The sequence below is a fragment of the Selenomonas sp. oral taxon 126 genome (assembly GCF_001683335.1).
GTDB lineage: Bacteria > Bacillota > Negativicutes > Selenomonadales > Selenomonadaceae > Centipeda.
The window spans coordinates 2,534,460-2,558,577 of record NZ_CP016201.1; the positions used below are offsets into that span (position 1 = coordinate 2,534,460).

General features: G+C 59.2%; 28 protein-coding genes and 2 pseudogenes. All 30 read right to left on the minus strand.

The window, feature by feature from the left end; translation table 11 throughout:
• Window positions 1-9: 9 nt before the first annotated feature.
• Window positions 10-972 carry an adenosylcobinamide-phosphate synthase CbiB gene (gene cbiB / locus AXF19_RS11540; protein ID WP_066849062.1) on the minus strand — a complete coding sequence of 321 codons (963 nt, stop codon included), beginning with the start codon at window positions 970-972 and terminating at the stop codon, window positions 10-12.
• Window positions 969-2,501 carry a cobyric acid synthase gene (locus AXF19_RS11545; protein WP_066849063.1) on the minus strand — a complete coding sequence of 511 codons (1,533 nt, stop codon included), beginning with the start codon at window positions 2,499-2,501 and terminating at the stop codon, window positions 969-971. The genes cbiB and AXF19_RS11545 overlap by 4 nt, the downstream gene beginning before the upstream one ends.
• Window positions 2,501-3,070, minus strand: coding sequence for a bifunctional adenosylcobinamide kinase/adenosylcobinamide-phosphate guanylyltransferase (cobU, locus tag AXF19_RS11550; protein ID WP_066849065.1), 570 nt, complete (start codon window positions 3,068-3,070; stop codon window positions 2,501-2,503). The genes AXF19_RS11545 and cobU overlap by 1 nt, the downstream gene beginning before the upstream one ends.
• Window positions 3,058-4,425: a cobyrinate a,c-diamide synthase gene (locus AXF19_RS11555; protein ID WP_066849067.1), complete on the minus strand. Its 1,368-nt coding sequence runs from the start codon at window positions 4,423-4,425 to the stop codon at window positions 3,058-3,060. The genes cobU and AXF19_RS11555 overlap by 13 nt, the downstream gene beginning before the upstream one ends.
• A gap of 14 nt (window positions 4,426-4,439) precedes the next feature.
• Window positions 4,440-5,075, minus strand: a complete 636-nt coding sequence (locus AXF19_RS11560) for a precorrin-8X methylmutase (protein ID WP_066849070.1) — start codon at window positions 5,073-5,075, stop codon at window positions 4,440-4,442.
• Between the two features lie 15 nt (window positions 5,076-5,090).
• Window positions 5,091-5,873, minus strand: coding sequence for a precorrin-6A reductase (gene cobK / locus AXF19_RS11565; protein ID WP_066849073.1), 783 nt, complete (start codon window positions 5,871-5,873; stop codon window positions 5,091-5,093).
• The gene (cobJ, locus tag AXF19_RS11570) at window positions 5,870-6,625 is read right to left on the minus strand and encodes a precorrin-3B C(17)-methyltransferase (protein ID WP_066849075.1); all 756 of its coding nucleotides are present in this window, start codon (window positions 6,623-6,625) and stop codon (window positions 5,870-5,872) included. The genes cobK and cobJ overlap by 4 nt, the downstream gene beginning before the upstream one ends.
• The gene (locus AXF19_RS11575; RefSeq protein WP_066849077.1) at window positions 6,613-7,701 is read right to left on the minus strand and encodes a cobalt-precorrin 5A hydrolase; all 1,089 of its coding nucleotides are present in this window, start codon (window positions 7,699-7,701) and stop codon (window positions 6,613-6,615) included. The genes cobJ and AXF19_RS11575 overlap by 13 nt, the downstream gene beginning before the upstream one ends.
• The gene (gene cobM / locus AXF19_RS11580) at window positions 7,698-8,453 is read right to left on the minus strand and encodes a precorrin-4 C(11)-methyltransferase (protein WP_066849079.1); all 756 of its coding nucleotides are present in this window, start codon (window positions 8,451-8,453) and stop codon (window positions 7,698-7,700) included. Before cobM ends, AXF19_RS11575 begins: the two co-directional genes overlap by 4 nt.
• Window positions 8,454-8,462: 9 nt before the next feature.
• Entirely contained in the window at window positions 8,463-9,038 is a 576-nt protein-coding gene (gene cbiT, locus AXF19_RS11585; protein WP_066849081.1) for a precorrin-6Y C5,15-methyltransferase (decarboxylating) subunit CbiT, read from the minus strand.
• Window positions 9,038-9,679, minus strand: a complete 642-nt coding sequence (cbiE, locus tag AXF19_RS11590) for a precorrin-6y C5,15-methyltransferase (decarboxylating) subunit CbiE (protein WP_066849084.1) — start codon at window positions 9,677-9,679, stop codon at window positions 9,038-9,040. The genes cbiT and cbiE overlap by 1 nt, the downstream gene beginning before the upstream one ends.
• A complete protein-coding gene (gene cbiD, locus AXF19_RS11595; protein ID WP_066849087.1) occupies window positions 9,669-10,787 on the minus strand; it encodes a cobalt-precorrin-5B (C(1))-methyltransferase CbiD in 1,119 nt (372 codons plus the stop codon). Before cbiD ends, cbiE begins: the two co-directional genes overlap by 11 nt.
• Window positions 10,788-10,887: 100 nt before the next feature.
• Window positions 10,888-11,349, minus strand: coding sequence for a transcriptional repressor LexA (gene lexA, locus AXF19_RS11600; protein WP_442983847.1), 462 nt, complete (start codon window positions 11,347-11,349; stop codon window positions 10,888-10,890).
• Between the two features lie 9 nt (window positions 11,350-11,358).
• Window positions 11,359-11,524: pseudogene (locus AXF19_RS16045) on the minus strand (hypothetical protein); the annotation flags it as partial.
• Window positions 11,525-11,587: 63 nt separating this feature from the next.
• Window positions 11,588-12,478, minus strand: a complete 891-nt coding sequence (locus AXF19_RS11605; protein WP_066849090.1) for a prephenate dehydrogenase — start codon at window positions 12,476-12,478, stop codon at window positions 11,588-11,590.
• Window positions 12,475-13,488, minus strand: a complete 1,014-nt coding sequence (gene aroF, locus AXF19_RS11610; RefSeq protein ID WP_066849093.1) for a 3-deoxy-7-phosphoheptulonate synthase — start codon at window positions 13,486-13,488, stop codon at window positions 12,475-12,477. Before aroF ends, AXF19_RS11605 begins: the two co-directional genes overlap by 4 nt.
• A gap of 12 nt (window positions 13,489-13,500) precedes the next feature.
• On the minus strand, window positions 13,501-13,950 hold the full coding sequence (locus tag AXF19_RS11615; RefSeq protein ID WP_066849098.1) for an N-acetyltransferase: 450 nt from the start codon (window positions 13,948-13,950) through the stop codon (window positions 13,501-13,503).
• Window positions 13,951-13,977: 27 nt separating this feature from the next.
• Entirely contained in the window at window positions 13,978-14,607 is a 630-nt protein-coding gene (gene nth / locus AXF19_RS11620; RefSeq protein ID WP_066849102.1) for an endonuclease III, read from the minus strand.
• 1 nt (window position 14,608) lies between these two features.
• Window positions 14,609-15,934 (minus strand): PFL family protein, encoded by a 1,326-nt coding sequence (locus AXF19_RS11625; protein ID WP_442983848.1) that lies wholly within the window; start codon window positions 15,932-15,934, stop codon window positions 14,609-14,611.
• Window positions 15,935-15,985: 51 nt separating this feature from the next.
• Window positions 15,986-16,258, minus strand: a complete 273-nt coding sequence (locus tag AXF19_RS11630) for an ACT domain-containing protein (protein WP_066849112.1) — start codon at window positions 16,256-16,258, stop codon at window positions 15,986-15,988.
• A gap of 190 nt (window positions 16,259-16,448) precedes the next feature.
• The gene (locus tag AXF19_RS11635; protein ID WP_066849119.1) at window positions 16,449-17,078 is read right to left on the minus strand and encodes a 4Fe-4S binding protein; all 630 of its coding nucleotides are present in this window, start codon (window positions 17,076-17,078) and stop codon (window positions 16,449-16,451) included.
• A complete protein-coding gene (locus AXF19_RS14055; protein WP_335674930.1) occupies window positions 17,075-17,341 on the minus strand; it encodes a 4Fe-4S binding protein in 267 nt (88 codons plus the stop codon). Before AXF19_RS14055 ends, AXF19_RS11635 begins: the two co-directional genes overlap by 4 nt.
• The gene (locus tag AXF19_RS11640; protein ID WP_066849122.1) at window positions 17,244-17,582 is read right to left on the minus strand and encodes an ArsR/SmtB family transcription factor; all 339 of its coding nucleotides are present in this window, start codon (window positions 17,580-17,582) and stop codon (window positions 17,244-17,246) included. Before AXF19_RS11640 ends, AXF19_RS14055 begins: the two co-directional genes overlap by 98 nt.
• A 1-nt stretch (window position 17,583) precedes the next feature.
• Entirely contained in the window at window positions 17,584-19,242 is a 1,659-nt protein-coding gene (locus AXF19_RS11645; RefSeq protein WP_066849125.1) for an FAD-dependent oxidoreductase, read from the minus strand.
• Window positions 19,243-19,364: 122 nt separating this feature from the next.
• A complete protein-coding gene (locus tag AXF19_RS11650) occupies window positions 19,365-19,994 on the minus strand; it encodes a hypothetical protein (RefSeq protein ID WP_084784890.1) in 630 nt (209 codons plus the stop codon).
• An 86-nt stretch (window positions 19,995-20,080) separates the two neighbouring features.
• Window positions 20,081-20,566, minus strand: a complete 486-nt coding sequence (locus AXF19_RS11655) for a hypothetical protein (protein WP_084784891.1) — start codon at window positions 20,564-20,566, stop codon at window positions 20,081-20,083.
• A gap of 99 nt (window positions 20,567-20,665) precedes the next feature.
• Entirely contained in the window at window positions 20,666-21,340 is a 675-nt protein-coding gene (locus tag AXF19_RS11660; RefSeq protein WP_066849132.1) for an NYN domain-containing protein, read from the minus strand.
• A gap of 26 nt (window positions 21,341-21,366) precedes the next feature.
• Window positions 21,367-21,930 (minus strand): annotated as a pseudogene (locus AXF19_RS11665) (dicarboxylate/amino acid:cation symporter); the annotation flags it as partial.
• Between the two features lie 98 nt (window positions 21,931-22,028).
• On the minus strand, window positions 22,029-22,346 hold the full coding sequence (locus AXF19_RS11670; protein ID WP_066849135.1) for a hypothetical protein: 318 nt from the start codon (window positions 22,344-22,346) through the stop codon (window positions 22,029-22,031).
• A 72-nt stretch (window positions 22,347-22,418) separates the two neighbouring features.
• The gene (locus AXF19_RS11675) at window positions 22,419-24,092 is read right to left on the minus strand and encodes a dynamin family protein (protein ID WP_216634939.1); all 1,674 of its coding nucleotides are present in this window, start codon (window positions 24,090-24,092) and stop codon (window positions 22,419-22,421) included.
• Window positions 24,093-24,118: the final 26 nt, after the last annotated feature.

Sequence of the window (24,118 nt, forward strand, 5' to 3'; positions counted from 1 at the left end):
AGTGCTTCCCTAAATATGATAATAGAGAGATAGGAGATAGTAAAGCAGCAGATAGAGGACGGTCACGGTATACATGAGGCGGATCGCGCCGAGGATGTGCTTCGCCGTAATATCCATATGCGCATCTCCCATATAGGCGCGGAAATGCCGCTCGCCAAAGTAGTAATTGATGCCGCCGAGTCGGATGTGCAGTGCCCCCGCAACGGGCGCCTCCGCATGACCGCCGTTGGGACTCGGATGCCCTGCGGCATCACGCACGAGGATGTTCAGCGCGTTGCGCCCGTCATAGCCGAGCAGGAACGCCGCCATCACAAAGAGTATGCCTGTGATCCGCGCGGGAACGAAGTTCAGCACGTCGTCCACACGTGCCGCCATGCGCCCAAAGTAAAGGTAGCGCTCGTTCTTATAGCCGAGCATGGAGTCCATCGTATTCGCCGCGCGATAGAGAACGGCAAGCGGCGCGCCCCCGAGTGCAAAGAAGAAAAGCGGCGCAATCACGCCGTCCACGGTGTTCTCCGCCACCGTCTCGATTGCCGCGCGCGCGGCATCCGCCTCATCCAGCTCTGCCGTGTCGCGCCCGACGATGTAGCCGACGTGCTCGCGCGCCGCTGTGATATCCCCCTTGACGAGTAGCGCATAGATGTCCTGCCCCGCCTTGGCAAGCATGCGCGGCGAGATGCAAAAGTAGAGAAGGATGACGCTGACGACATCCGCGCCCCACGCCACGGGCAGCTGACGCGCCGCCAAGAGAAGCCCCTCGGCAAATGCGTAGGAAATACAGAGTACAAGCAGCGTCAGGAGCGATCCCATCGCAAATTTCTGCGCGTCGCTCCCCCGCAACGGATAGAGCAGCTTCTCCAAAAATGCAATCAGGCGCCCCAGCACGGCGACGGGATGCCATCGCGTCTGCGGATCGCCGAGGACGGTATCGAGAAAGAACGCCGCCATGGCGATGAGGGAGGGCGAGATCATCTGCGCCCCTCCACGATTTCGCGCAGCTTCTCCATGTCGAGGCTCGCACGCACCGTCTCGGCGAGACGGTCATAGGCGCGCTCCTTTTCCGCACGATAGCGGTACTGCACAGGCAGCTCCTCCCGACCGCGCTGCACGCGCAGACGGTTGAGCAGAGCACGGCGGAAGTCGTCGTCATCGAATACGCCGTGGATGTAGGTGCCCGCAACAAGCCCGTCCGCCGAGACCGCTCCATCGGGCAGATCCACCGCCGTCCCCGCTGCCGAAACAATGCGGAACGGACGATGAACGTCCTCCATAAAGTGCGTCTCTCCCATGTGAATCTCATAGCCTGAGAGCCCCGTACCCGCAATCTGTGCCCCCAAAAAGGGAAGGTCAGCGGATGCTGTAACCTGACGCAGTCGCTTCGTCGCCGCAAAACTCGTCTCAATCGGCAGATAGCCGAAGCCCGCCGTCTCATCGTGCTCGGACTCCGTATGCAACGGGTCGCGCACAACACGGCCAAGCATCTGATAGCCGCCGCAGATGCCAAAGAGCGGCGTCCCCTCTGTCACACGCGCACGGATTGCAGCCTCCAAGCCCGACTCACGGATGTAGAGTAGATCCTCCGTCGTATTCTTCGACCCAGGGAGGAGGATGAGGTCGGGCGTCCCGAGCTCGCGCGGCGTACCCACATAGTAGAGCGCGACATCCGGCTCGTTTGTGAGCGCATCAAAATCCGTAAAATTCGAGAGCTTCGGCGTTCGGATGACGGCAATGCGCAGCTGACCGCTGTGCGCGGAGCCGTCCCCATAGTGCTTTTCATCAAGCGATACCGAATCCTCCTCGTCGATGCCGAGCTGCTCGATATGCGGCACAACGCCGAGCACGGGTTTCCCCGTTTTTTCCTCAAGGAAGTCAAGTGCAGGGGTCAGCAGAGTCACGTCGCCGCGAAATTTGTTGATGACAAGCCCCTTGACGAGGGCGCGCTCCTCCTCGTCGAGAAGTTCCAGCGTGCCCACGAGGGAGGCGAGCGCGCCGCCGCGGTCGATGTCCGCGATGAGGAGGACGGGCGCGCGCAGATGCTTTGCGACGCGCATATTCACAATGTCGTTCGCCTTGAGGTTGATCTCGGCGGGACTGCCCGCTCCCTCGATCACAAGCAGGTCGTAGTTTTCCTGCAAGACATCAAGGGCTTCCTCGACCGCACCCCACGCCTTGAGCGAGTAGCCCTTGTGGTACTGACGCGCGCTCATATTGCCGACCGGCTCACCCATAATGACGACCTGCGACTGCGAATTCCCCGTGGGTTTCAGCAGGACAGGATTCATGTGAACCTCGGGCGCAAGCCCCGCCGCCTCTGCCTGCGCAACCTGCGCACGCCCCATCTCGCGCCCGTCGAGTGTGACATAGGAGTTCAGCGCCATGTTCTGTGCCTTGAACGGCACGACACGCTTCCCCTCCTGCTGAAAGATACGGCAGAGCGCCGTTGTCAATATGCTCTTGCCCACATGGGAGCTCGTCCCCATCAGCATAATGCTCTTAGCCATCAGATCGCCTCCGCAATTTTCTTGATGTTCACGGGAATGCCGCAGGTGACAAGGTAGACCTCTGCGGCGCTGTGTGCAATCTGCTGATTCGCCAGCCCCGCCATATCGCGGTAGAGGCGTCCAAGCCGATGTTCGGGCACAATGCCCGCACCCACCTCGTTCGTGACGAAGATCGTCGTCGCCTCCACCTCCTGCGCCGCCTGAATCAGCGCACCAATCCGCTCCTCCACATGGAGGACGAAGGAGTCACGCTCCTGCTCGTCTTCGGGATATTGGAGCATATCATTGCTCAGGAACATTGTAATGCAGTCAAAGAGAATCACGCCGTGCGACTTCCCCGCCTCGCGGATGGCGTTCTCCGAAAAAAAGGGAGCCTCATAGGTCGACCAGTTGGCAGGACGGCGCGCCTGATGGAGATCGACGCGTTGCTGCATCTCCGTATCGTAGACCTGTGCCGTTGCAATGTAGGCGACCTGTGCCCCAAACGCGGCACAATGTGCGGCATAGCGCTCGGCAAATGCAGACTTGCCCGAGCGGACACCGCCCGTCACGAGAATTATCTGTCCCATCTGCGACACGCCTCCACAAAATGATTTGCCGCATCCTGACAGCCTGCAAAGTGCAGATGCAGATAGCTGCCGAGCGCATTTTTGTACGCATGCCCCGCAGCATACTGCGCATGATTGCGCAGCTTTGTGAAGCGGAACGGACGCGCTGCTGCCGTGCCCTCGTCTGCCTCCTCCACGGAGAAGTGGAATTCATGTCCGTGAAGCACAAGCCCCGCCGCACCGAGTACGGTGTCTGCCAGCTGCTCCGCCTCCACATAGCCGACCATCTGCAGTTTCTCCGTCATGCGTGCGCGCGCTGGGAAGATGCCGACCATCTCATGCTCTGCCCCGTCGAAATCAATCAGGGAGCGCATCAGATACATATAGCCGCCGCATTCGGCGTAGAGCGGCATCCCCGCTTCTGCCGCACGGCGGATCGAGGCGCACATTGCCGTATTCTCCGCCAGCTGGCGCGCAAACATCTCGGGGAAACCGCCGCCGATGATGATGCCGTCCACATCGGGCAGTGCCTCATCGTGCAGGGGGCTGAACGTGACGATCTCCGCGCCGTGCGCCTCGAGTTCTGCAAGGCTCGCCGCATAGTAAAAGGAAAACGCCTCGTCGCGCGCCACGCCGATGCGGACGGAAGATACAGCATCCGTGTGCATGGGAGGGGCAACAGACAGTGGAGAGGCACTGCGGGCAAGTTCCATAATCGCGTCCAGATCCAGCCCCGCCTCGACCCGCTGCCCAACAGTGGCGATCGTCGCCGCCGCCGCGTGCTCCTCCACGGGCGTCAATCCGAGATGACGCTCGGGCAAAGCGAGCGCGGCGTCGCGCCGCAGAGCGCCGTAGACGCGCAGCTCGACGCCCTCCATCGCCGTGCGCACCATCTCCTCATGTGTCTCGCTGCCGAGGCGGTTGAGGAGCACGCCCGCGAGATTGACCGCAGGGTCATAGACACGGAAGCCGAGCGCCGTTGCCGCCGCAGACGCTCCGACGGATTTTGCATCGATGACGAGCAGAACGGGTGCGTCCAGCGCCTTTGCAATCGCAGCCGTCGAACTGACGCCGCGCCGCCCGCCGTCATAGAGTCCCATGACCCCCTCGATGACGGCGATGTCCGCATCCACGCATTCGTGCGCAAAGATCTCCGTCAGACGCGCCTCGGGCACGAGCCACGTGTCCAGATTATGTCCCGTACGCCCGCTCGCCAGATGATGATAGCCGAGGTCGATGTAGTCCGGCCCCACCTTGAAGGACTGCACGCGAAGACCACGCGCGCGCAGAGCCGAAAGAAGCCCTGTCACGAGCGTGGTCTTGCCGCCGCCTGACTGCGTCGCTGCAATCACAATGCGCGGGATATTCCACTGCATGAATCCATCTCTCCTTAGGGACGCGTGTTGTCAATGAGATACATGAGCGCGTTGATCGCCGCAGCGGCAATCGGGCTGCCGCCCTTCGTCCCCTCGACGGTGATATAGGGAACGATGCCGTGCGATGCAAGCGCCGCCTTGGACTCAGCCGCGCCCACGAAACCCACGGGAATGCCCACGATGCAGGCGGGACGGATGCCCTCCTCACGCACGAGGCGCAGCACCTCGAAGAGCGCCGTCGGCGCGTTGCCAATGGCGACAATGCTACCGTCGAGCGCCTTGCCGAACTGGCGCATGGCAACCATCGAGCGCGTAATGCCCTCTGCCTTTGCACGGGCAGCAACCTCGGGATCGGCAACCAGACAGTGTACCTCGCCGCCGAACGAAGCGAGCTTCTTCTTGTTGATGCCCGTGCGCACCATCTCGACATCCGTATAGATATGCGCACCCGCCTTCAGTGCCTCAATGGCGCGGTCAATCGCCTCTGGATGCACGCGCGTGATCGGCGCATAGCCGACATCACCCGAGGCATGGATCAGGCGCGAATAGAGCTTCGTTGCACGCTCATCCAGATGAAGCCCCTCCAGATGGGGCGCAATCAGCTCCATGCTGCGGTTTTCAATCGCCATCGGCTCCTTGATGAAATCCATGGATAACTCCTATTCCTACGATTCGCTGACCGAATCGACAAATGTCTTTATTTCTTCATAGCTGTGTGCAAGATGCGGGTAGGAAAGCACGGGGCGGTCGATCACGATGACGGGCAGATTGAGATCCGCCGCCGCCTGAAATTTGGCATCCGTGCCGCCAATTGTCCCGCTGTTCTTTGTGATGATAACATCCGCCTGATACTTCTCATACATACTGCGGTTCAGTTCGCGCGAGAACGGTCCCTGCATCGCAATGATCTGCGCCGGCGTCAGCCCGAGCCCCTCACAGAGCGCAATGACCTCCGCCGTCGGCAGAACGCGTGCAATGAGGGTACAGTCCGCAAGTGGCTCTGCCTTTACGAAGCGCTCCAGATTGCGGCTACCCGTCGTCAAAAAAATATTTTTTCCAAGCCGCGCCGCAACCTCTGACGCCTCCTCATAGGAGTGCACGAGATGTACATTCTCATACGAGATGTCCGTCAGATCACGCTCAAAGCGGATGTAGGGAATCCCCGCCGCCGTGCACGCTGTCATGGCGTTGCGCGAGACATTGACGGCGTAGGGATGGGTCGCGTCGACGAAGACGTGCACGCCATGCTCCGCGAAAAATGCGCGTAGCCCCCCCTCATCGAGCGGCGTGTCGTTGATGAGGAGGCGACCGCTACCGCTCTCCCGCTGCTCTGCGAGGAGCTGCTGCCCGTAGGAGCTGACGACCGACGCCGCCACGTCATATCCTGCTACACAGAGGCGACGCACGATCTCACGTCCGTCCTGTGTGCCTGCTGCCGTGAATATCAAAGCCCCGGCTCCCGTTTCTGATAGCCGCGCGGTGTAATCATCCAGTCGCCCACCGTCCGCGTCTTCGAGTTGCCGATGATGACGAGCGAGAACATGTTGATGTCCTCCTTCGTAAAGTCACCAAGCGTAGAGATCAGCGTCGCCTCATTCGCACGGCTCGCCCCCGTCACAATGCCAACAGGAGTCTCGGCTGCACGGTGGCGCAGGAAGATCTCTTGTACTGCCTTGATCTGCCCCACGCGCTTATTGCTGCGCGGATTGTAAAGCGCCGTGACAAAGTCGCCCTTTGCCGCGAGCTCTGCGCGCTCCTGAATGATCTCCCACGGCGTGAGCAGATCCGAGAGGCTGATGACAACGAAGTCGTGCATGAGAGGCGCACCGAGGAGTCCCGCCGCCGCACTCATCGCCGAGACCCCCGGGATGACACCGCCGAATTCGGGGCGCTCCGCCTCATCCATCTTCACAAGCAGCTCAAGCACGAGTCCTGCCATCCCGTAGATGCCGGCATCGCCGCTCGAGATGACGACAACCGTCTCCCCCTCCGACGCCTCCTTGAGCGCCGCACGGCAACGGTCGATCTCCTGTGTCATGCCCGTATCGAGCACCTTTTTCCCATCGACCAGCTCCGCAATGAGCTCCACATAGCGCTTGTAGCCGACAACCGTCGTCGCTTCCTCGATTGTGCGCCGCGCGCGGTAGGTCATATCATCCAGACTGCCGGGGCCGATGCCCACAACACTTATTTTTCCCATAAGAGTGCCACCGTCACTTTCCCAAATGATGTTTTTTCGAGCGCCATGCGCCCGCCTGCTTTACCTGCCGCACAGAGCGCCGCCGCTTCGGATACATTCCCGGCGCCGATCGTCTGCCGGACAAAATCGGACTCCTTTAGCCCGTATCGTTCAATCATCTCTGCAAGTGCCTCGTTCGGAAAGAAGCGTATCTCCCGCCCGAGCGTCTCTGCCGCTGCAAGCAGCCCCGCCTCATCGCGCTTGACTGTCGTGCTCGCGAGGAGATCGATGTCAGACGGCTCTCTGCCGATTATGCCGCACGCCTCCGTCAGCGCACGCAGGATCTTCGCCTCGGGGATACCCGCGCGGCAGCCGACGCCGGCAATGAGACGGCGCGGCACGAGATACAGTGTGCGCGGCGCATGTTCCTGCGGAAGGTCATCCGCCGCCGTGATAACGACGCGGTACTCATCCGCCCCCACGGGCGGTATAGCCCCACGAAAGAGACGTGCCTGCACTTCCTCCGCGCGCAGCTGCGCCTCGTAGAATGCGGCATGCGGCAAATCGCTCGCAATATAATACGCGATTTCCTTGCCCTCGAGCAGCGCCGTATTCAGCACCTGTATTGCCGATTTCGGCACGGGGCGCAGCGCAAGCCGCGCGGCAATCGCATCAGGGGCAAGCATGCCCGTCACATCCGTTGCCGTCGTAATGACGGGGTCGGCGCCCACCGCCGCGCAGAGGTTTCGCGTGAGTTCATTCGCGCCGCCGATATGCCCCGAGAGGAGGCTGATGCCGTGCCGCCCCGCCTCGTCAAAGACGAGGACGGCGGGATCGTATAGCTTGTTCTCCACATAGGGTGCAATCATGCGCACGACAATGCCCGTCGCCATCACGCAGACGAGCGCATCATAGCGCGTAAACGCCGTCTGCATGATATCCGCAAGCCGCTCAAAGTAAACGGTCTCGCTGTTCGTCAATGCACTGCCGCGCAGATGCTCGGGCAGATGCACCGTCACACCGCCCTCCACAGCGCCCGCGAGGTGGTCTGCGAGAGCCGCACCGCCCGCCGTGAGCGCAAAAAGCGCTGTTCTCATGCTTTCGCGTCCCGGAACATGTGCGAGAACTGCGGTGCATAGAGCTGCGAGAGCTCATATTCCGTATTGAGGCAGTCCCCGACCACGATCATCGCCGTGCGGTCGATCTCCTCCGCCTTCACCTGCTCCGCAATCGTCGCGAGCGTGCCGCGCAGGATCTTCTGCTCCGGCCATGTCGCGCGCTGTACGATGGCAATCGGCGTGGTCTCCTCGTAGCCGCCCGCAATGAGCTCCGCCGCAACCTCCTCGATCATTGCAATCGAGAGGAAGATGCACATCGTCGCATGATGTGCCGCAAGGCTGCGCAGCTTCTCGCGCTCCGGTACGGGCGTACGCCCCTCGTTGCGCGTGATGATGACTGTCTGCGAGATGCCGGGCAGCGTATACTCCTGCCGCAGCGCCGCCGCCGTCCCAAGGAAGGAGCTGACACCGGGCACGACATCGTATGCAAAGCCGCGCTTCTCCCACGCGTCCATCTGCTCCTGGATCGCGCCGTAGATCGCGGGATCGCCCGTATGGAGGCGCACGGTCATCTTTCCGTCGGCTTCCGCCTGCGCGATGACCTCCACCACCTCGTCCAGCGTCATATGCGCCGAGTTGTGGATCTCCGCCCCGTCCTTGCAGTAGTCAAGGAGGGCAGGATTGACAAGCGAGCCCGCATAGATGACGACATCCGCCTCTGCGAGATAGCGCACGCCCTTTACCGTGATGAGTTCGGGATCACCGGGACCCGCACCGACAATATGGATCATATTTCTTCCTCACTTTCTCTGAGCTGTGATGATATAGATGGGATTGAGCGCCTTTGCCATATCGTACGGGCCGACGCGCTCGAGTCTGCTGATCTGCACCTGTATCGCCTCGTAGGTATAGAGGTCTGCGTGTGCGTGGAAATAGTCCAGACAGGCAGCGACCGTCTGAATTGTAATCGCATTCGCCACAATGCGCCCGTTGGGGCGCAGCCGCTCCCCGATGATATCCAGAATATCCGCGAGGCGTCGGCCGCTGCCGCCAATCAGAGCCACATCCAACGTTGGCAGACCCGCCAGTGCGTCGGGGGCTGCCCCCTCCACAACGGTGATATTCTCAACGGAGAATTTCTTTGCATTCTCCGCAATCAGACCAATCCCCTCGGGATTCTTTTCTATCGCGTACACATGCCCCGCAGGTGCAAGCCGTGCCGCCTCGATTGAGAGTGAGCCCGTGCCCGCACCGATGTCATAGACGACGGCATCGGGCGCAATCTGCGCCTTGACCAGCGTGAGGATGCGAATTTCCTCCTTCGTCATCGGCACCTTGCCGCGCACAAACGCCTCGTCCTTGATTCCAAGATTCATCAATATTTCTCCTCATGCGCGCAGACAATGATGACACCGTGCCCGATGCCGTCCGTGTCCGCCGCCTGACCTATCGTCATTTCTGTGATCTGCTCATCTGCATACGAAAGCCGCGTGCAAACATACATTGTGTCATCGCTGCTCCATCCGTGCGCCATGAGGCGCGCGGCAATGGTCTGCGAGTTGTTCCGCCCATCCGTCAGCATGCCGAGCACAGCACCATCCGTGCGGAGAAGCTCTGTCTCATGCGGTTCACGCCCGTGAAAGCTGAGAAGCCGCGCAGAGTGCCACGGCAACGCCAGCCGCGCAAACGCCATCTGCAGGGAGCTGATCCCCGGGATGACCTCGATCTGCCCAATGGGAAAGCTGCGCCGCAGTGCGTCGAGCAGCGAATAGTAGCCGGGATCGCCCGAAACCATGACGACAACATCATCCTCTGCGAGCGCATCGCGTATAAAGGAAAGCACGCCCGGAATATCCGCACCGATGGCGCACTCGCGCGCCCCGCTGTGGGAAAAATCTGCAAGCGCGCGTTTCCCCCCGACAAGGATACGCGCATTTTCGATTGTTTTCTGTGCTTTTGGCAACAAATACGCAGGATCGCCGGGGCCGATGCCGACAACAATAATTTTATGACTCACGGTTCAGTCTCCATCCATAGTCACGGGCAAAGGAAAGCGCCCGCGCATCCGCGCCGAGAATATCCCCTGCAAAGTTCACCATCAGCGCGCCGACCTGAACCTTGCCGAAGAGATAGCGCTCCGCGCGGACGTGCACGCGCTCGGCGATGACGGCACAGACACGCTCCGCAAGCCCTGCCGCAGCAATGACCTCCATCGCGTCCTCCGTCGTATTCGACGCAAGCACGGCGCGCACCGCCTCCTGCGCCAGCCCCTCCGCCGCCGCATAGGCGGCAAGCGTCTCAAGGCGCGCATCCGCAACGCGGTTGTGCGTGTGGAATACGCCCGCTGCCATCTTTACGAGCTTGCCCGTATGCCCGAGGATGAGGATTTTCTCCGCGCCGCGCTCCGCCGCACGATCCAGCATAAAGCCGATGAAATTACTCGTCTCGATCAGCGCCGACTGTGAGACACCGAGAGAGAGCGCAATGCGTTCTCCGATCTTGCCGGGGACAAAGACAAGCACCGGCTCGCCTGCGGCAAGCGCTACGTCAATCTGCGGCACAAGGGAGTCCTTAAACGCCTCCTCCGACATCGGACGGAGCACGCCCGTCGTCCCGATCACGGAGATCCCGCCCTCAATGCCGAGCACGGGATTGAGCGTTTTCTTCGCCAGCTCCACACCCGCAGGGATGGAGATCGTCACGCGCGCGCCGACATCGGCACTCCCTGTCATCTCCTCCACAACGTTGCGGATCAGGTTCCGTGGTCCCATATTGATCGACGGCTCACCGACGGGGAGACTCATGCCGCGTTTCGTCACCGTACCTACGCCCTCGCCCGCGCGGAATTCAATATCATCCGTTTCATCGAGAAGCGTAAGCGTTGTGAACACAGAGACGCCGTTCGTGATATCGGGGTCATCCCCCGAGAACTTCACGACCTCGGCGCGAATCCCCTCCACCGTCTTGACAACATCCTTCACGGGAATCGTCAGAGGTGTGCCGTCCAATGCCGTCAGACTGACCTCGTGCCAGTCCGCCCCCGCCATATAGAGGAACGCTGCCTTGACGCCCGCCGCCGCGCATGCTCCCGTTGTATATCCGCTGCGTAATTCGCCCTTTGCCATACAAAATCTCCACAAGAGAAAAACAGAGTTATTATAACATTCTTCCATGGAAATGAAAAGAGAGCGCCGTGCTTTTCACACAACGCTCCCGAAATGTCCATCAAATATGGCGATAGAGTCCGATGACCTTGCCGAGAATCTGCACATCCGTCTCGTAGAACGGCTCCATCGAGTCGTTCTCCGGCTGCAGGCGTATGCAGGTCTTTTCGCGGAAGAAACGCTTCACCGTCGCCGACTCGCCATCGATCAGCGCCACGACAATATCCCCGTTGTTCGCCGTCGGCTGCTGGCGCACGAGCACGAAGTCCCCGTCGAAGATGCCGACGTTGATCATGCTGTCGCCCTGTATGCGCAGCATAAAGACATCCTCCGAGGTTCCAAGCAGCGCGCGCGGGAAGGAGAAGACCTCCTCGACGTTCTGCTCCGCGAGAATCGGCTCGCCCGCGGTCACTGTTCCGACAAGCGGTACAGGGAGCGTGCGCCCCCACGGATTCTCACCCATGATGTCGATCGCACGCGGCTTCGTCGCATCGCGTCGAATCGCGCCGTTCTCCTCGAGCATGGCGAGATAGCGATGTACGGTCGAACTGGACTTCAGTCCGACTCTCACGCACCGAGGGCGGATACCCCTTCTCGACCAAGAAATCCTTAATATACTGCAAGATCTCGGATTGACGCCGTGTGGAGATTCTGGTTTTCTTCACGGTAATACCCCCCTGACAGGTTCGTTCGTACACATATAGTCCTTTATATCATAGCATATGTACGTTCTAAAAAAAAGAGGGTTTTGAAAAAAAACATCAATTCGTATCAAATTTTTGTTCTGCATCGTGCAGAATGCCGTCACGGCGCTCCTTCGATGCAGCAAAATAATCGTGCACCGCCTGCCGATCCCCGCGCTCAACCGCTGTGATGACCTCGCCGAGGATTGCCTGCAGCTCACGCAGAGAGTCCGCAATCGGCACGCCGTTCGTCATGCAGATGTCCGCCCACATATCCGCATTAGACGACGCAATGCGCGTGGTGTCCTTGAAGCCGCCGCCGATGAGCTTCAGACAGGAGTCCAGATCGTCGCCGCTACGGTTCAGCAGTGTGACGAGCGCCGCCGCCGCAAGATGCGGCACATGGCTGATGACTGCGGCGCAGCGGTCATGCTGTGCGAGATCAAGCGTCGTGAAGTTCGCGCGCGTATGCCTCAGGAGCGCCATCAATCGCTCCTTGACCTCCTGCGGCACCGTCTCGTCGTCGATGATGACGTACGCCTTGCCTGCAAAAAGATCCTTCGTTGCTGCCTCGACGCCGCTCTTCTCGCGCCCCGTCATGGGATGCCCCGGCACATAGTACACATACGGGGGCAGAATCCTGTGCAGTGCCTCGTAGATATAGCCCTTCGTACTGCCCGCGTCGGTGAGGATTGCGCCCGCTTTCAGATAGGGCAGGATGCGCTCGACCATCGGCACAATCTGCAGGACGGGCGGACTGAGATAGACAATATCCGCATCCCCCACCACAGCTTCGAGATCGGATGAGGCAACGTCTACCGCGCCGCATGCCATCGCCGCACGCATGGATGCCTCCGTACGGCAGAGTCCCGTGATATAGATGGCATCACCAAGTGCATCCTTGAGCGCGAGTCCGAGCGAGCCGCCAATGAGACCGACGCCGATGATGGCGAGCTTTGTCCGCTTCATGCGCGCCGCCCGACCGCCGGGGCAATCTGGCGCACCTCATCCATCAGCAGCTCAAACTTCTGCGGGATGAGGCTCTGATCACCGTCCGAAAGCGCGCGCTCGGGATGGCAGTGCACCTCGATGATGAGACCGTCCGCACCGACCGCCACAGAGGCGCGCGCGAGCGGGCGCACCATCTGCCAGCGCCCCGTCCCATGACTCGGATCGGCAATGACGGGAAAATGTGTGAGCTCCTTGAGCGCCGCCACGGCGTTAAGATCCATCGTATTGCGTGTATAGGTCTCGTAGGTGCGGATGCCGCGCTCGCAGAAGATGATGTTCCCGTTCCCGCCCGCAGCAATGTACTCGGCCGCATTCAGCCACTCGCTGATCGTTGCGGACAGCCCGCGCTTGAAGAGCACAGGCGTCTGCGTCCTGCCGAGCGCCTTGAGCATCTGGAAATTCTGCATATTGCGCGCCCCGACCTGCAGCAGATCGGCATATTCGGCAACGAGTTCAATGTCGTCCTTGTCCACGACCTCGGTCACAACGCGCAGCCCGGTCTTGTCCGCCACATCGCGGAGAATCTTCAGCCCCTCCAGTCCGAGTCCCTGAAAGTCATAGGGACTCGTACGCGGTTTGAATGCACCGCCGCGCAGGAATTGAGCACCGGCCGCCTTCACTTTGACCGCAACATCATAGAGCTGGTCATAGCTCTCGACCGAGCAGGGCCCCGCCATAATGGCAAGCTGCTCACCGCCGACGGGGAAGCCCGCCACATCCACAATCGTGTTGGCAGGATGGAAGTCGCGGCTGACGAGCTTGTATTTCTCCGTAATACGAACTGTTTTCTCAACGCCTTCCATCATATTCATCTCAAGCCCCGCAATGATCTTCTTATCGCCAATCACGCCGATGATGAAGCGATCCTCGCCCTTCGACAGATGTGTGCGAAGCCCTGCCTGTTCAATCTTCGCCGTGACCTGATCGATATTCGCCTGTGTGGCTCTTGGATTCATAACAACTATCATAATGCGCCTCCATCATACCTTGATCATAGCAATTTCGTCACAGTTCGGATACTTCGGGCAGTCAATGCACTCTTTCCAAACCTTCTGCGGCAGTTCCTCCCGGCTGATGCGGATGAAGCCGAGCTTGCGGAAAAAGTCGGGCTTATAGGTCAGCGTAAACACCTTCTCGATGCCGAGCGCATCCCCCTCTGCGAGCAGGCGGCGCACAATCTCCGCACCGATCCCCTGCCGCGTATGCTCGGGCGCAATCGCCATCATGCGCACCTCGGCGAGCCGATCCCACATGATGTGCAGCGCACCGACACCGACGACAGTGTCGTCTTCCTCCGCCACAACCATATCGCGGAGGTTCTCATAGAGCGTATTGCGCGAGCGCGGGAGCATCTCTCCCTGTACTGCATAGATATGCACGAGTCCGTAGATGGACTCAATATCATCAAACCGTGCCTTTCGGTAAATCATGCCCTCACGCTCCCTTCTCCAATGCAGTTAAATGGCACTCGGACAGACCAGTGCGAGCGGGCACTCCCCGCAGAGCGGCTTGCGCGCCTTGCAGCGCTGACGTCCGTGCAGGATCAGCCAGTGATGCGCATCGCTCCAATCCTCACGCGGGATTGCCTTTTGCAGCCCCTTCTCCACCTCGAGCGGCGTCTTGCCGACGGCAAGCCGCAGACGGTTCGCCACACGAAAGACATGGGTGTCGACGGCAATCGCGGGTGCGTGGAAGGCGACGCTCATCACGACATTTGCCGTCTTGCGTCCGACGCCCGGGAGACGCTGCAACGCCTCAAAGTCTGCCGGAACCTCGCCGCCGTACTCCTGCAGGAGGATGTCACAGGTCTCCAAAATGTGTTTCGCCTTCATGCGGAAGAATCCGCAGTCGTGAATCGCTGCCTCGAGCTGTTCCTGCCCAAGCGCGGCAATTGCCTCCGGCGTATTCGCACGCGGGAAGAGTCTGCTCGTCACGATATTCACGCGCACATCCGTACACTGCGCTGAGAGAATCACCGCAATGAGGAGTTCGAACGGCGTCTTGAATTCCAGCGCAGGCTTTGCATTGGGATAGAGAGTGCGGAGGATGTGGAGCTGCTCCGCCTTGATGGCTTTCGTTACTCTCATATCAGTTCGTCAGCGACCTCGTCGGCGCCGGAATCCGTCCGCCGCGCGCAATGAAGGCTGCCGAACTGAATCCGCTGCGCACGGGCACAATCGGCGAATAGCCGAGGAGCCCGCCAAACGATACGCCCTCGCCGACCTTCTTGCCCGGAACGGGAATGACACGCACCGCCGTCGTCTTGTTGTTCACCATGCCGATCGCCGCCTCATCCGCAATGATTGCCGCAATCGTGGCGGCGGGCGTATCGCCCTCAATCGCAATCATATCAAGGCCGACCGAGCAGACGCAGGTCATCGCCTCGAGCTTCTCGATCGAGAGGCTGCCGCGCTGTACGGCATCGATCATGCCCTCATCCTCGCTGACGGGGATAAACGCGCCCGAGAGCCCGCCGACATGGGAGCTCGCCATAAGTCCGCCCTTCTTGACCGCGTCGTTGAGGAGCGCAAGTGCTGCCGTCGTGCCGGGCGCGCCGCACGCCTCAAGCCCCATTTCCTCGAGAATGCGCGCCACACTGTCGCCGACCTCCGAGGTCGGCGCAAGCGAGAGATCAATGATGCCGAACGGCACGCCAAGGCGGCGCGCCGCCTCGCGTGCAACGAGCTGACCCACGCGTGTGATCTTGAACGCCGTGCGCTTGATCGTCTCCGCAATCTCCGTGAAGTCCGCGCCCTTGAGATCCTCAAGCGCGTGCTTCACGACGCCGGGGCCGCTGACCCCGACATTGATGACGCGGTCGCCCTCGGCAACGCCGTGGAACGCGCCCGCCATGAACGGATTGTCTCCCGGCGCATTGCAGAACACGACAATCTTCGCGCAGCCGATTGCCTCCTGCTCGCGCGTCAGCTCCGCCGTACGCTTGATTGTCTCGCCCATCTCACGCACGGCATCCATATTGATGCCCGCCTTCGTCGAACCGATGTTCACCGAGGAGCAGACGATATCCGTCGCCGCCATCGCCTGCGGAATCGAGTCGATGAGCACGCGGTCGCCGTGTGTCATCCCCTTTTCGACGAGCGCGGAAAAGCCTCCGATGAAGTTGACGCCGACCGCCTTCGCTGCACGGTCAAGTGCCTCTGCGACGGGTACGAAGGAGTCCGTCTGACACGCGTCCGCCGCAATCGCAATCGGCGTGACAGAAATGCGCTTGTTGATGATGGGGATGCCGTACTCCGTCTCAATGTCCTCGCCCGTACGCACGAGATACTCCGCCGAGCGCGTAATCTTCTCGTAGACATTCTGGCAGAACTTGTCGATGTTCGGATGTGCACAGTCACGCAGGGAGATTCCCATCGTGATTGTGCGCACATCGAGACGGTTCTCCGTAATCATCCGATTTGTTTCGCGGATGTCCTCAAATGTAATCACTCTGCTGCTCCTCGCTCACACACTGTGCATGACCTGAAAGATGTCCTGATGCTGGAGTTTGATCTGGAGACCGCGCTCCTCGCCCTTTTTCCGCAGGAGTTCCTGCAAATCCTTCAAGCGAATATCGGCATCATCAGGCATCTCTGCAATCATGACCATGTTGAAGAAACCATCCATAATATTCTGGTTCACATTCATGATATTCACGCGCTGCTCCGCAAGAATCCCGCTCACCATTGCCACAATACCGACCTGATCCCGCCCGACAATCGTCACAACCAGCTTCATCGTCGTCACTCCTCATCGAAAAATATACGCCAACGCCGCTCTTCGCCGCGCGCAGCATACACTAAGTTATATCAGAAAATGCCGATAGCGTCAATAATTATGCGCTCTCGGCGTTTTTTCTACGCAAAAAGAACTGCCAAACGAAACGGGAACCCGTTTTTCGTTTGACAGCTCTTTTCTCGTATAGCGATCAGCAGTTATCACAAATCTCCTGTATCCCCTTCGTCTGACGATCACCGTGCGCCTCCTGCGGCGCTTTGGCGCGACAGATCGCCTGTGTCATCGTTCCCATAGGACAGACGACACACCATGCACGCGGACGATAGCGCAGCATCATCAAAATGCCGATGATCGCCGAGGTCAGCATGAGACTGTAAAAGCCGAATGCGAACTGCGCGAACCACGGCGCGCCGCCCCCGCCATATGCCCATCCCCACGGCACATCAAACAGCCAGAACAGTGTCACCGTCTCCCGCAGAGGAGCACCTATCGCCGCATGATAGCTTACAACCATCACATTGGCAAACATGGTCAGAAAGAACGCCAAGAATCCATAGCGGAAGCGCCGACTGCGCAGCCACATTGGCAGTTCATTTCGTGCGGAAAGATGCAGACGGCTGCCGAGCAGCTGAAAGAGCTGTCCACGATCACAGTAGTGATTGCAGTAATCCTTGTTTCCCGCCACCAAAGCAAAGGCGAGCGGTGTGAGAAAGCAGATCATACCGAGCCATGCGAACAGAATATTGACAAAGCCCAGTGAGAAATACACGATGGAGAAGATCCAAAAATATTGATACCATCGCTTGCCCCTCGTCCTCATGTGCACACCTCCATTCGTATGATCTCCGCCGGACACTCACGACTGCACATACCGCAGCCGACGCAGCGTGCAGGATCGACCACCGCATAGAGCCCGCGCCTAACGGAGATTGCTCCACGTGGGCACACACTCTGACACGTTCCACAGGCAACGCAGCTTCCGCGTTCAACAACAGGGAGTGGCCGCTTCCTCGTCCCCATGAGGCGCCCCCTCCTCGTCTGCCCCACAGAGCAGGGCACGCAAGATCTTTGCAACACGTTCATCCTTCAACTGATAAGCAACCTCGAGCCCGCTGCGTTCTCCACGGATCAGCCCCGCTTGGCGCAGCTTGCTCAGATGCTGCGACACGGTGGACTGCGGTGCATCCAGACAATCCTGCATATAGGAGACATTACAGCTCCCCTCACGCAGAAGCCGCCGCACAATACAGAGCCGTACGGGATGCGCCAATGCCCGCAAGAAATCTGCGGCCTCCTCAAGACGCTCCTGATCCTCAATTACCATCTTAATTTCTCTCCTCATGCTGCATCTTCATGTAGGTATAGCCGCCGACCAGATTCTTTACAGTGAGACCATGCGCCCGCAAAATCTGCTCTGCAAGATAGCCGCGCAGCCCCATCTTGCAGCAGACGACGATCGGTACCTGCGGGTCGAATTCATGCAGACGCTCACGCAGCCGAGGCAACGGAATGCGCTGCGCTCCTGCAATCTCGCCCGCATGATATTCCTCCGGCGGGCGAACGTCGATGAGCCTTGCCCCTGCCGCAAGTTCCGCCGAAAGCTCGTGCGGGAGAAGCGGAATACTCCTGCCCAGCAGAATATTTTCTGCTGCATAGCCGGCCATATTCACGGGATCTTTCGCTGCGGAATACGGCGGTGCATAGGACAGCTCAAACTCTTCCAAATCCGCAACCGTGAGCGACCGCCCGATGGCAGAGGCAAGAACATCGATGCGCTTGTCCACGCCCTCTGCACCGATTGCCTGCGCCCCCAGTACAACACCGTCCGAAAGACGGAAAATCAGCTTGAGTGCAAGCTCCTTTGCCCCCGGATAATAGGCCACATGATGGCGTGGGAAAATCACCGTAAAGCGATAATCCTTTCCGTACACCATCCCTGCTGACTGGAGGGCTCGCTCGTTCTGCCCCGTTGCCGCTGCCGTAAGACCAAATACCTTGAGCGCGGCAGTTCCAACTACACCGCGATAGGCACGCACCTCCCCTGCCATACGATCTGCGGCCAGACGTGCCTGCCGATTCGCAGGACCTGCGAGCGGGAGTGCCGTCGCTTTTCCCGTCTGTGCGGAGCGGGTCAGCACCGCATCCCCAACAGCATAGACATGAGGGATATTGGTCTGCATATATTCATTGACAAGAATGTGCCCGCGCTCCCCGAGCGCAATGCCGCTCCCGTCGAGGAACGCGGTGTCGGGACGCACGCCGATCGCAAGCGCGACGAAATCCCCATGTACCGTACGTCCACTGGAAAGACGTACGCAGATCCCACCATCCTCCTGCTCCTCAAATCCGGCAACTCCATCCCCAAGCGCAAGCTCTACGCCGTGCCTACGCAGCTCGACCTCAAGCAGAGAAATCATATCTGTGTCAAAGATCGGAAGGATATGCGGCATCGCCTCGACCAGAGTAACAGACAGCCCTCGCTCACGCAGATTTTCCGCAAGCTCTACGCCGATGAAGCCGCCGCCGACCACAACAACGCTGCCGCCCGTACCGACGAGGGAACGAATGCGATCCGCATCCTGCACACTGCGTAGCGTCGCAATACGCGGATGATTGATGCCGGGGATTGGCGGACGCAGCGGCTTTGCCCCCGGCGAGAGCAGCAACGCATCATAACTTTCCGTATATACGCCGGCCACAGAGCGCACTTCTACGGTACGATTTTCCGTATTCACACGCGTGACTTCACTGCATACACGCACATCGACGTTATACATCCCACGGAACTTCTCAGGAGTTTGGAGGAGCAAGTCCCCCCGTTCAGCGATGACATCGCCCACATAGTACGGAAGCCCACAGTTTGCAAAGGAGATGTCCTCCCCACGCTCAAACAGAATGATCTCCGCTGTCTCATCCAGACGCCGCAGACGCGCGGCGGCCGTTGCTCCGCCGGCAACACCGCCCACAATGATATATTTGCTCACAACACCATCTCCTTCAATGCAATCGCTATATTCATATATTACGATATAACGATTATATTGTCAATAAAAAAGAGGACGATTTCCCTCCGTCCTCAAAAATATTATCATATCTATCATGCTGATCAGAGTCCCAGATCCCCCATCTTGATCTCCTCGACGCGACCATGTGCGATCTCAAAGGCAAAGCCGATGGTCGGATCCTCCTCGGAGAAGTAGATATAATCCTCTCCGTAGATCATGCTCGGCTCGCCATACACGCGGCGCAGTTCCTCCACGGGCGTCCCGATGCGGACGCCCTTCCCTGATGTGAGGGAACTGCGCTCCGATATTTTGACGAGGCGGACGAGACCGTCCACGAAATCGAGCGACAGGCTATCCGCATACTCGTATTCGACGACCTGTTTGCCGGCGTAGCGCGTGGAGCGCTCCGACTCCGTCTCATAGGGCGCGCCGTAGCGCGCGCGCACGTCTGCCTCCGTTGCACCGTAGGCAATGTCGCCGAGCACGAGCGCTTCGCGGACAATGCGCGCCGCCGAATTCTGCTCTTCCGCGCGGTGCTGACGCAAAGCCTCCGCCTCGCGCTTGACCGCATCATCCGCCGAGAGCGTCTGCTCAACAGAGTCCCGCGCAATCGTGACGCGCTTCCCCCCGTCCACGCCGGGCGGCGCTGTCACCGCAGAGCGGTACGCATCCACCGCAAGGCTTGCCGCCACTCCTGCAAGGACTGCAATCCCAACAAAGGCTGCACACATCCGTGTATTCAATGATTCTCTCCCCCAAAATCATTCCCTCTGATGACGGCTCAGATCGTGAACCTGCGCCTCAAATGCCCCAAAAATTAACGGATGACCCCCATATCGATCTCATCGACGCGGCCATTCTCAATCTCGAAGCTAAATCCGGTTGATGCATCCCCATCCGCATAGTAGATGTACTTATCGCCGCGGATGGCATCCGGCTGACCATATGCGGCAACGAGCGCATTCACATTGGAACCAACGGCGATACCATCCTTCGTCTGAATACCGTTGCGCGCACCAATCTCTACGCGGCGCACCATATCATTGACAAAGACGATATCGAAGTCGCTGCCGTATTCCCACTCGACGCATTGACCGCCTGCATAAATCGAGTCGAACTTCGTCTCTACCTCGCGCGGCGCACCGTAGACGCTGCGGACATAGGACTCCGATGCTCCGTATTCGATACCGCCGACAACGAGCGCATCCTGCGGCACAGCAGCCTCTGCCGCCGCAGAGCCGAGAAGGCTGACACCAAGCGCAATACCCGCAATCTGTTTTCCATAGCTGAACATCATCCACATCTCCTTTGTCAAAAAACATTCCTTATGAACTTCCGATTCTATGGCGCATTATAGGCGAAAACGCTGAAAAGCCTCTGAACGAAATTATTCAGAGGCTTTTCATAGATGATCTGTATCGATATAGACCTTGTCGTTTAATACCTTTAGATGACTCTCCACGAGGATATCCCGCAACCGTTTGCTCTTTGGATAGCCGCTGCGCACTTGTGCAAGAGGAATGATACGGGCGAAGAGAATCAGCTCCATGCCGTTTGCAAAGGGAACTTCGACGATTCCCTGCTGCGTTTTCAAAAAACACGTCGTGAGTTCATACTTTTCCAAACGCTTGCGTTCATTTTCCGTCAAAGGGGGTTGAACCGGCGTTTTCTTTTTCAGGAGATCAAGCTCAATATTATCGAGATAGTTCATATCGACGGCAATGTGCTTCAGATGAGACTCCTTCATCCCACGCTCGGTCACAATCATCGCGCGCCGCCGATTGTCCGTAATCACCTTGATGGCGGGGAGGAAATCCCGATCATGCGAAAAGATCGCAAAGATGTCTGTCTGCGGCTCCTCATACACGGCGCGTACGATTGCCGCCGTCATAAAGGTGTCGGCACTGTTCTTCCCAAAGAAGCACGGGATATAGTTATACGCGCTCGCCCATGTAGGCATCGCCTTGCCGAATACGTCAATCTGAAACAGTTCATGCTCTTTTCGGAGTTCGCTGCAGCCCTTGTTAAAAAGCCGCTCGTCTATGTTTTCCGCGTCTACAAACGCATGTATTTTCACAAGGAATCTCCTCTGCGGCAGGTTCGGACGAATGTCCCCAGCGTCAGCTCCATCCCCGCATTCTGCAGGACGTAGAGCGATGTCACGAGGATGAACGCGGCACAGCCGTTCATATTGATTGTCGTGCAGATGGGCAGGACGAAGCGTGCAACGGACGGATGTGCGCCAAGCCGCTGCTCCGCCGAGGCGAGCGGCACGAGCAGCGCCCCCGCAGAGCTCTTCGTAAAGAGTGCGACGGCGACGACGGGTGCCATCTGACGGAAGACGCGCACGGGATTCAGCCCGCGCACGGCGAGGAAGAACGGAATGACGACAAAGAACTGAATCAGGTTCCCGCCGATGACGACGGCGGTATAGACACCGAGCGAGCCGATGATGAGCCCCGCCTCAATCTGCGCCGCAAGCTGCGCGGCAAAGGCGAGAATGCCGATGGGAAGAACGACGATCAGTCTGCGGATGAGCGTGAAGAGGAGTTCCTGCAAGCCGTGGATGCCCTTCAGCACCATCTCACGATTCTCCGTCTTCGGCGCAAAGGCAAGCCCAAGTCCCGCAACCGCTGCAACAAGCATGACGGAGAGCACATTGCCCGATGTAGTGACCCCAAAAGTTAGATCCTATAAGCCTAACTTTTAGGGGTCAAATCATTACAACTTCGTATAACAGCTCCTATTGCGGCTCTTGTAATTCCCTAGTGCTTGCCCGATCCATGCCCGCCATGCGTGCTATGTGCGCCATGGGCATGCCCGACACTGGCGGCGGCATGACCGACGGCATGACCGACCCCGGATACGACGTGTCCGACATGGGACGCGCCTGAGGCGGCATGACCGATAATGTCGGTGCCCGTATGCACCAGTCCGTGCCCTGCATGGCTCAGATGTCCGGCATAGGACGCATCGGCGTGTCCGATTGCCGATGCACCGAAGCCGTGGTTCGACATCCCCGGCAGATAAGCGTTGCCGCCTGTGTGCGACCCGCTCCCATGATCCTCTGCTCCTGTAAACATGGTATCAACCTCCTTGCATATACATCAACGATTCCTTGAAAGCAACGGGGCGGGCAGGACATCCATCCCGCGCTACCGCGCAGGATAGATCCTCAGCAGATGATGCAGGGCATCTGCCAGAGCAGCGGTATAGTGGAGGAAGAACATACCTTGCTGGTACGCACTGTTCTTCTCCTGATACACCTTCTGCAAGGCTGCCCGCTCCACCTGCAACTCCTGCGCCCTTCTCTCCTGACGCGCGAGCTGACTGCTCACAGACGTGCGGACGAACTGTTGGCAGGCTGCATGAAATGTCTCTTTCTCACGTCGGAGGAGACGGCTGAGATCTCCGTATTCCCTGTTCGCCTTCTCCCACGATCTCTCGGCGCTTTCCATCTCCCGCTGCGCACGATCCAGATTGTCCTTCGCCTCGGTGAAGTTCTTGTTCGCTACGGCGTTCCAGAACCGATCGGCGATATTGCTGATCGGGCTGTCGTCATACGCCCTTCGGAGCGGCTCATAGGCTGCTACACTTTCCTCATACACCGTATGCAAAGCTCTTTCTTCCTCTGCCATGCGCGTACATTCCCCGCGCATCTGAGCGATACGGCAGGACTCCGCCCCCAGCTTCTCTGCCGTCGCCCTGACTCCATGCGGGCAGAAGGCAGGCAGCAGGTAGGACTGCACGTTCAGAGCCGCCCGCACTGCATCCTGCCTGTACTCCCCGAACGCCTCCACTGCCTGAACAAGTGCCACACGGTGTCTCTCGGCGTCGTTGATCTGCTGCAGGAGCGTCTGCATCTCTGCATCCAGTCCCTGATGCCCCGCGAGAAGCCGTTCCCTCGCCCTGTCTGCGGCAGTCAGAAGCTCTCGGAAGAATCCGCCCTTGCGGTCGGCGATGTACCGCTCCTTCTGCGCGGCAAGGTCTGTCATAAGGTATCGTCGGATCTCGGCAATCCTCCGATACTCCTCCGAGGGCGCTGCGTCCTTCGGCTTTTTCGAGGAGACGAAGAAGATCTGATCGAACAGTTCTGTCGGTATCTCATCGCGGATATGTGCATAGGCATCTGCACGCTCCTTTGCAGGGATGCGGTCGACCTGGTTGACGATGGCAATCTTGTGCCGGGTTCCAGTTTCCTGCAGCAGCTCGTACTCCGTACGCGTCCCCGCCTTTGCGGCGTGGAACATCCAGAGGACGACATCCGCCTTCTGCAGGAACTTTCGCGTCGCGATGGAGTGCCATTCATAGCCGGAGTTGAATCCCGGCGTATCGATGATGTCCAAATCTCTGAGTATGCCGCAGTGCAGGAACAGCTCGACATATGCAATCTTCTGTAGCGCCTCCGCGTTCTCCTTATCCTTCGTCATCGCCGTCAGATACTGGATGTTCCGACGGTCTTCATCCAGCTTGAGCGTCCGCGTACGCCCTTCCTCTGCATCGTGGATGACGGCATACTCATCCTCCTCAGTATAGGAGAGGATCGTGACCGCCGCTGTCGTGGGACGGATCTTCGTCGTGAGCACGTCCTCGCCGAGCAGTGCGTTGATGAAGGAGGACTTGCCCGAGGAAAATTCCCCGAGCAGCATGAGGATCATCTTTCCGGAGCCCGCCGCCCGAAGCTCCTCCAGATCCCTCTGCCGTGCCTGCACCGCCCTGACTTCCTCGAGCGGGGAGTCCTGCCCCGCCAGTTCCTGCATCGCCTCTGCCAGCGCACACCAGTACCGCTCCTCGCGGAGACGATTCCTGCGCCGGATCCACCGTCTCACCGCATAATGCAGGCATACCCCCGCAG

What these genes read in the sequence shown, in the direction of transcription:
- cbiB (WP_066849062.1), bottom strand. Translation starts at nt 972, where the DNA reads ATGATCTCGCCCTCCCTCATCGCCATGGCGGCGTTCTTTCTCGATACC.
- AXF19_RS11545 (WP_066849063.1), bottom strand. Translation starts at nt 2,501, where the DNA reads ATGGCTAAGAGCATTATGCTGATGGGGACGAGCTCCCATGTGGGCAAG.
- cobU (WP_066849065.1), bottom strand. Translation starts at nt 3,070, where the DNA reads ATGGGACAGATAATTCTCGTGACGGGCGGTGTCCGCTCGGGCAAGTCT.
- AXF19_RS11555 (WP_066849067.1), bottom strand. Translation starts at nt 4,425, where the DNA reads ATGCAGTGGAATATCCCGCGCATTGTGATTGCAGCGACGCAGTCAGGC.
- AXF19_RS11560 (WP_066849070.1), bottom strand. Translation starts at nt 5,075, where the DNA reads ATGGATTTCATCAAGGAGCCGATGGCGATTGAAAACCGCAGCATGGAG.
- cobJ (WP_066849075.1), bottom strand. Translation starts at nt 6,625, where the DNA reads ATGGGAAAAATAAGTGTTGTGGGCATCGGCCCCGGCAGTCTGGATGAT.
- AXF19_RS11575 (WP_066849077.1), bottom strand. Translation starts at nt 7,701, where the DNA reads ATGAGAACAGCGCTTTTTGCGCTCACGGCGGGCGGTGCGGCTCTCGCA.
- cobM (WP_066849079.1), bottom strand. Translation starts at nt 8,453, where the DNA reads ATGATCCATATTGTCGGTGCGGGTCCCGGTGATCCCGAACTCATCACG.
- cbiT (WP_066849081.1), bottom strand. Translation starts at nt 9,038, where the DNA reads ATGAATCTTGGAATCAAGGACGAGGCGTTTGTGCGCGGCAAGGTGCCG.
- cbiD (WP_066849087.1), bottom strand. Translation starts at nt 10,787, where the DNA reads ATGGCAAAGGGCGAATTACGCAGCGGATATACAACGGGAGCATGCGCG.
- lexA (WP_442983847.1), bottom strand. Translation starts at nt 11,349, where the DNA reads ATGCTCGAGGAGAACGGCGCGATTCGACGCGATGCGACGAAGCCGCGT.
- AXF19_RS11605 (WP_066849090.1), bottom strand. Translation starts at nt 12,478, where the DNA reads ATGAAGCGGACAAAGCTCGCCATCATCGGCGTCGGTCTCATTGGCGGC.
- aroF (WP_066849093.1), bottom strand. Translation starts at nt 13,488, where the DNA reads ATGATAGTTGTTATGAATCCAAGAGCCACACAGGCGAATATCGATCAG.
- AXF19_RS11615 (WP_066849098.1), bottom strand. Translation starts at nt 13,950, where the DNA reads ATGATTTACCGAAAGGCACGGTTTGATGATATTGAGTCCATCTACGGA.
- nth (WP_066849102.1), bottom strand. Translation starts at nt 14,607, where the DNA reads ATGAGAGTAACGAAAGCCATCAAGGCGGAGCAGCTCCACATCCTCCGC.
- AXF19_RS11625 (WP_442983848.1), bottom strand. Translation starts at nt 15,934, where the DNA reads ATGATTACGGAGAACCGTCTCGATGTGCGCACAATCACGATGGGAATC.
- AXF19_RS11630 (WP_066849112.1), bottom strand. Translation starts at nt 16,258, where the DNA reads ATGAAGCTGGTTGTGACGATTGTCGGGCGGGATCAGGTCGGTATTGTG.
- AXF19_RS11635 (WP_066849119.1), bottom strand. Translation starts at nt 17,078, where the DNA reads ATGAGGACGAGGGGCAAGCGATGGTATCAATATTTTTGGATCTTCTCC.
- AXF19_RS14055 (WP_335674930.1), bottom strand. Translation starts at nt 17,341, where the DNA reads ATGAACGTGTTGCAAAGATCTTGCGTGCCCTGCTCTGTGGGGCAGACG.
- AXF19_RS11640 (WP_066849122.1), bottom strand. Translation starts at nt 17,582, where the DNA reads ATGGTAATTGAGGATCAGGAGCGTCTTGAGGAGGCCGCAGATTTCTTG.
- AXF19_RS11650 (WP_084784890.1), bottom strand. Translation starts at nt 19,994, where the DNA reads ATGTGTGCAGCCTTTGTTGGGATTGCAGTCCTTGCAGGAGTGGCGGCA.
- AXF19_RS11655 (WP_084784891.1), bottom strand. Translation starts at nt 20,566, where the DNA reads ATGTGGATGATGTTCAGCTATGGAAAACAGATTGCGGGTATTGCGCTT.
- AXF19_RS11670 (WP_066849135.1), bottom strand. Translation starts at nt 22,346, where the DNA reads ATGTTTACAGGAGCAGAGGATCATGGGAGCGGGTCGCACACAGGCGGC.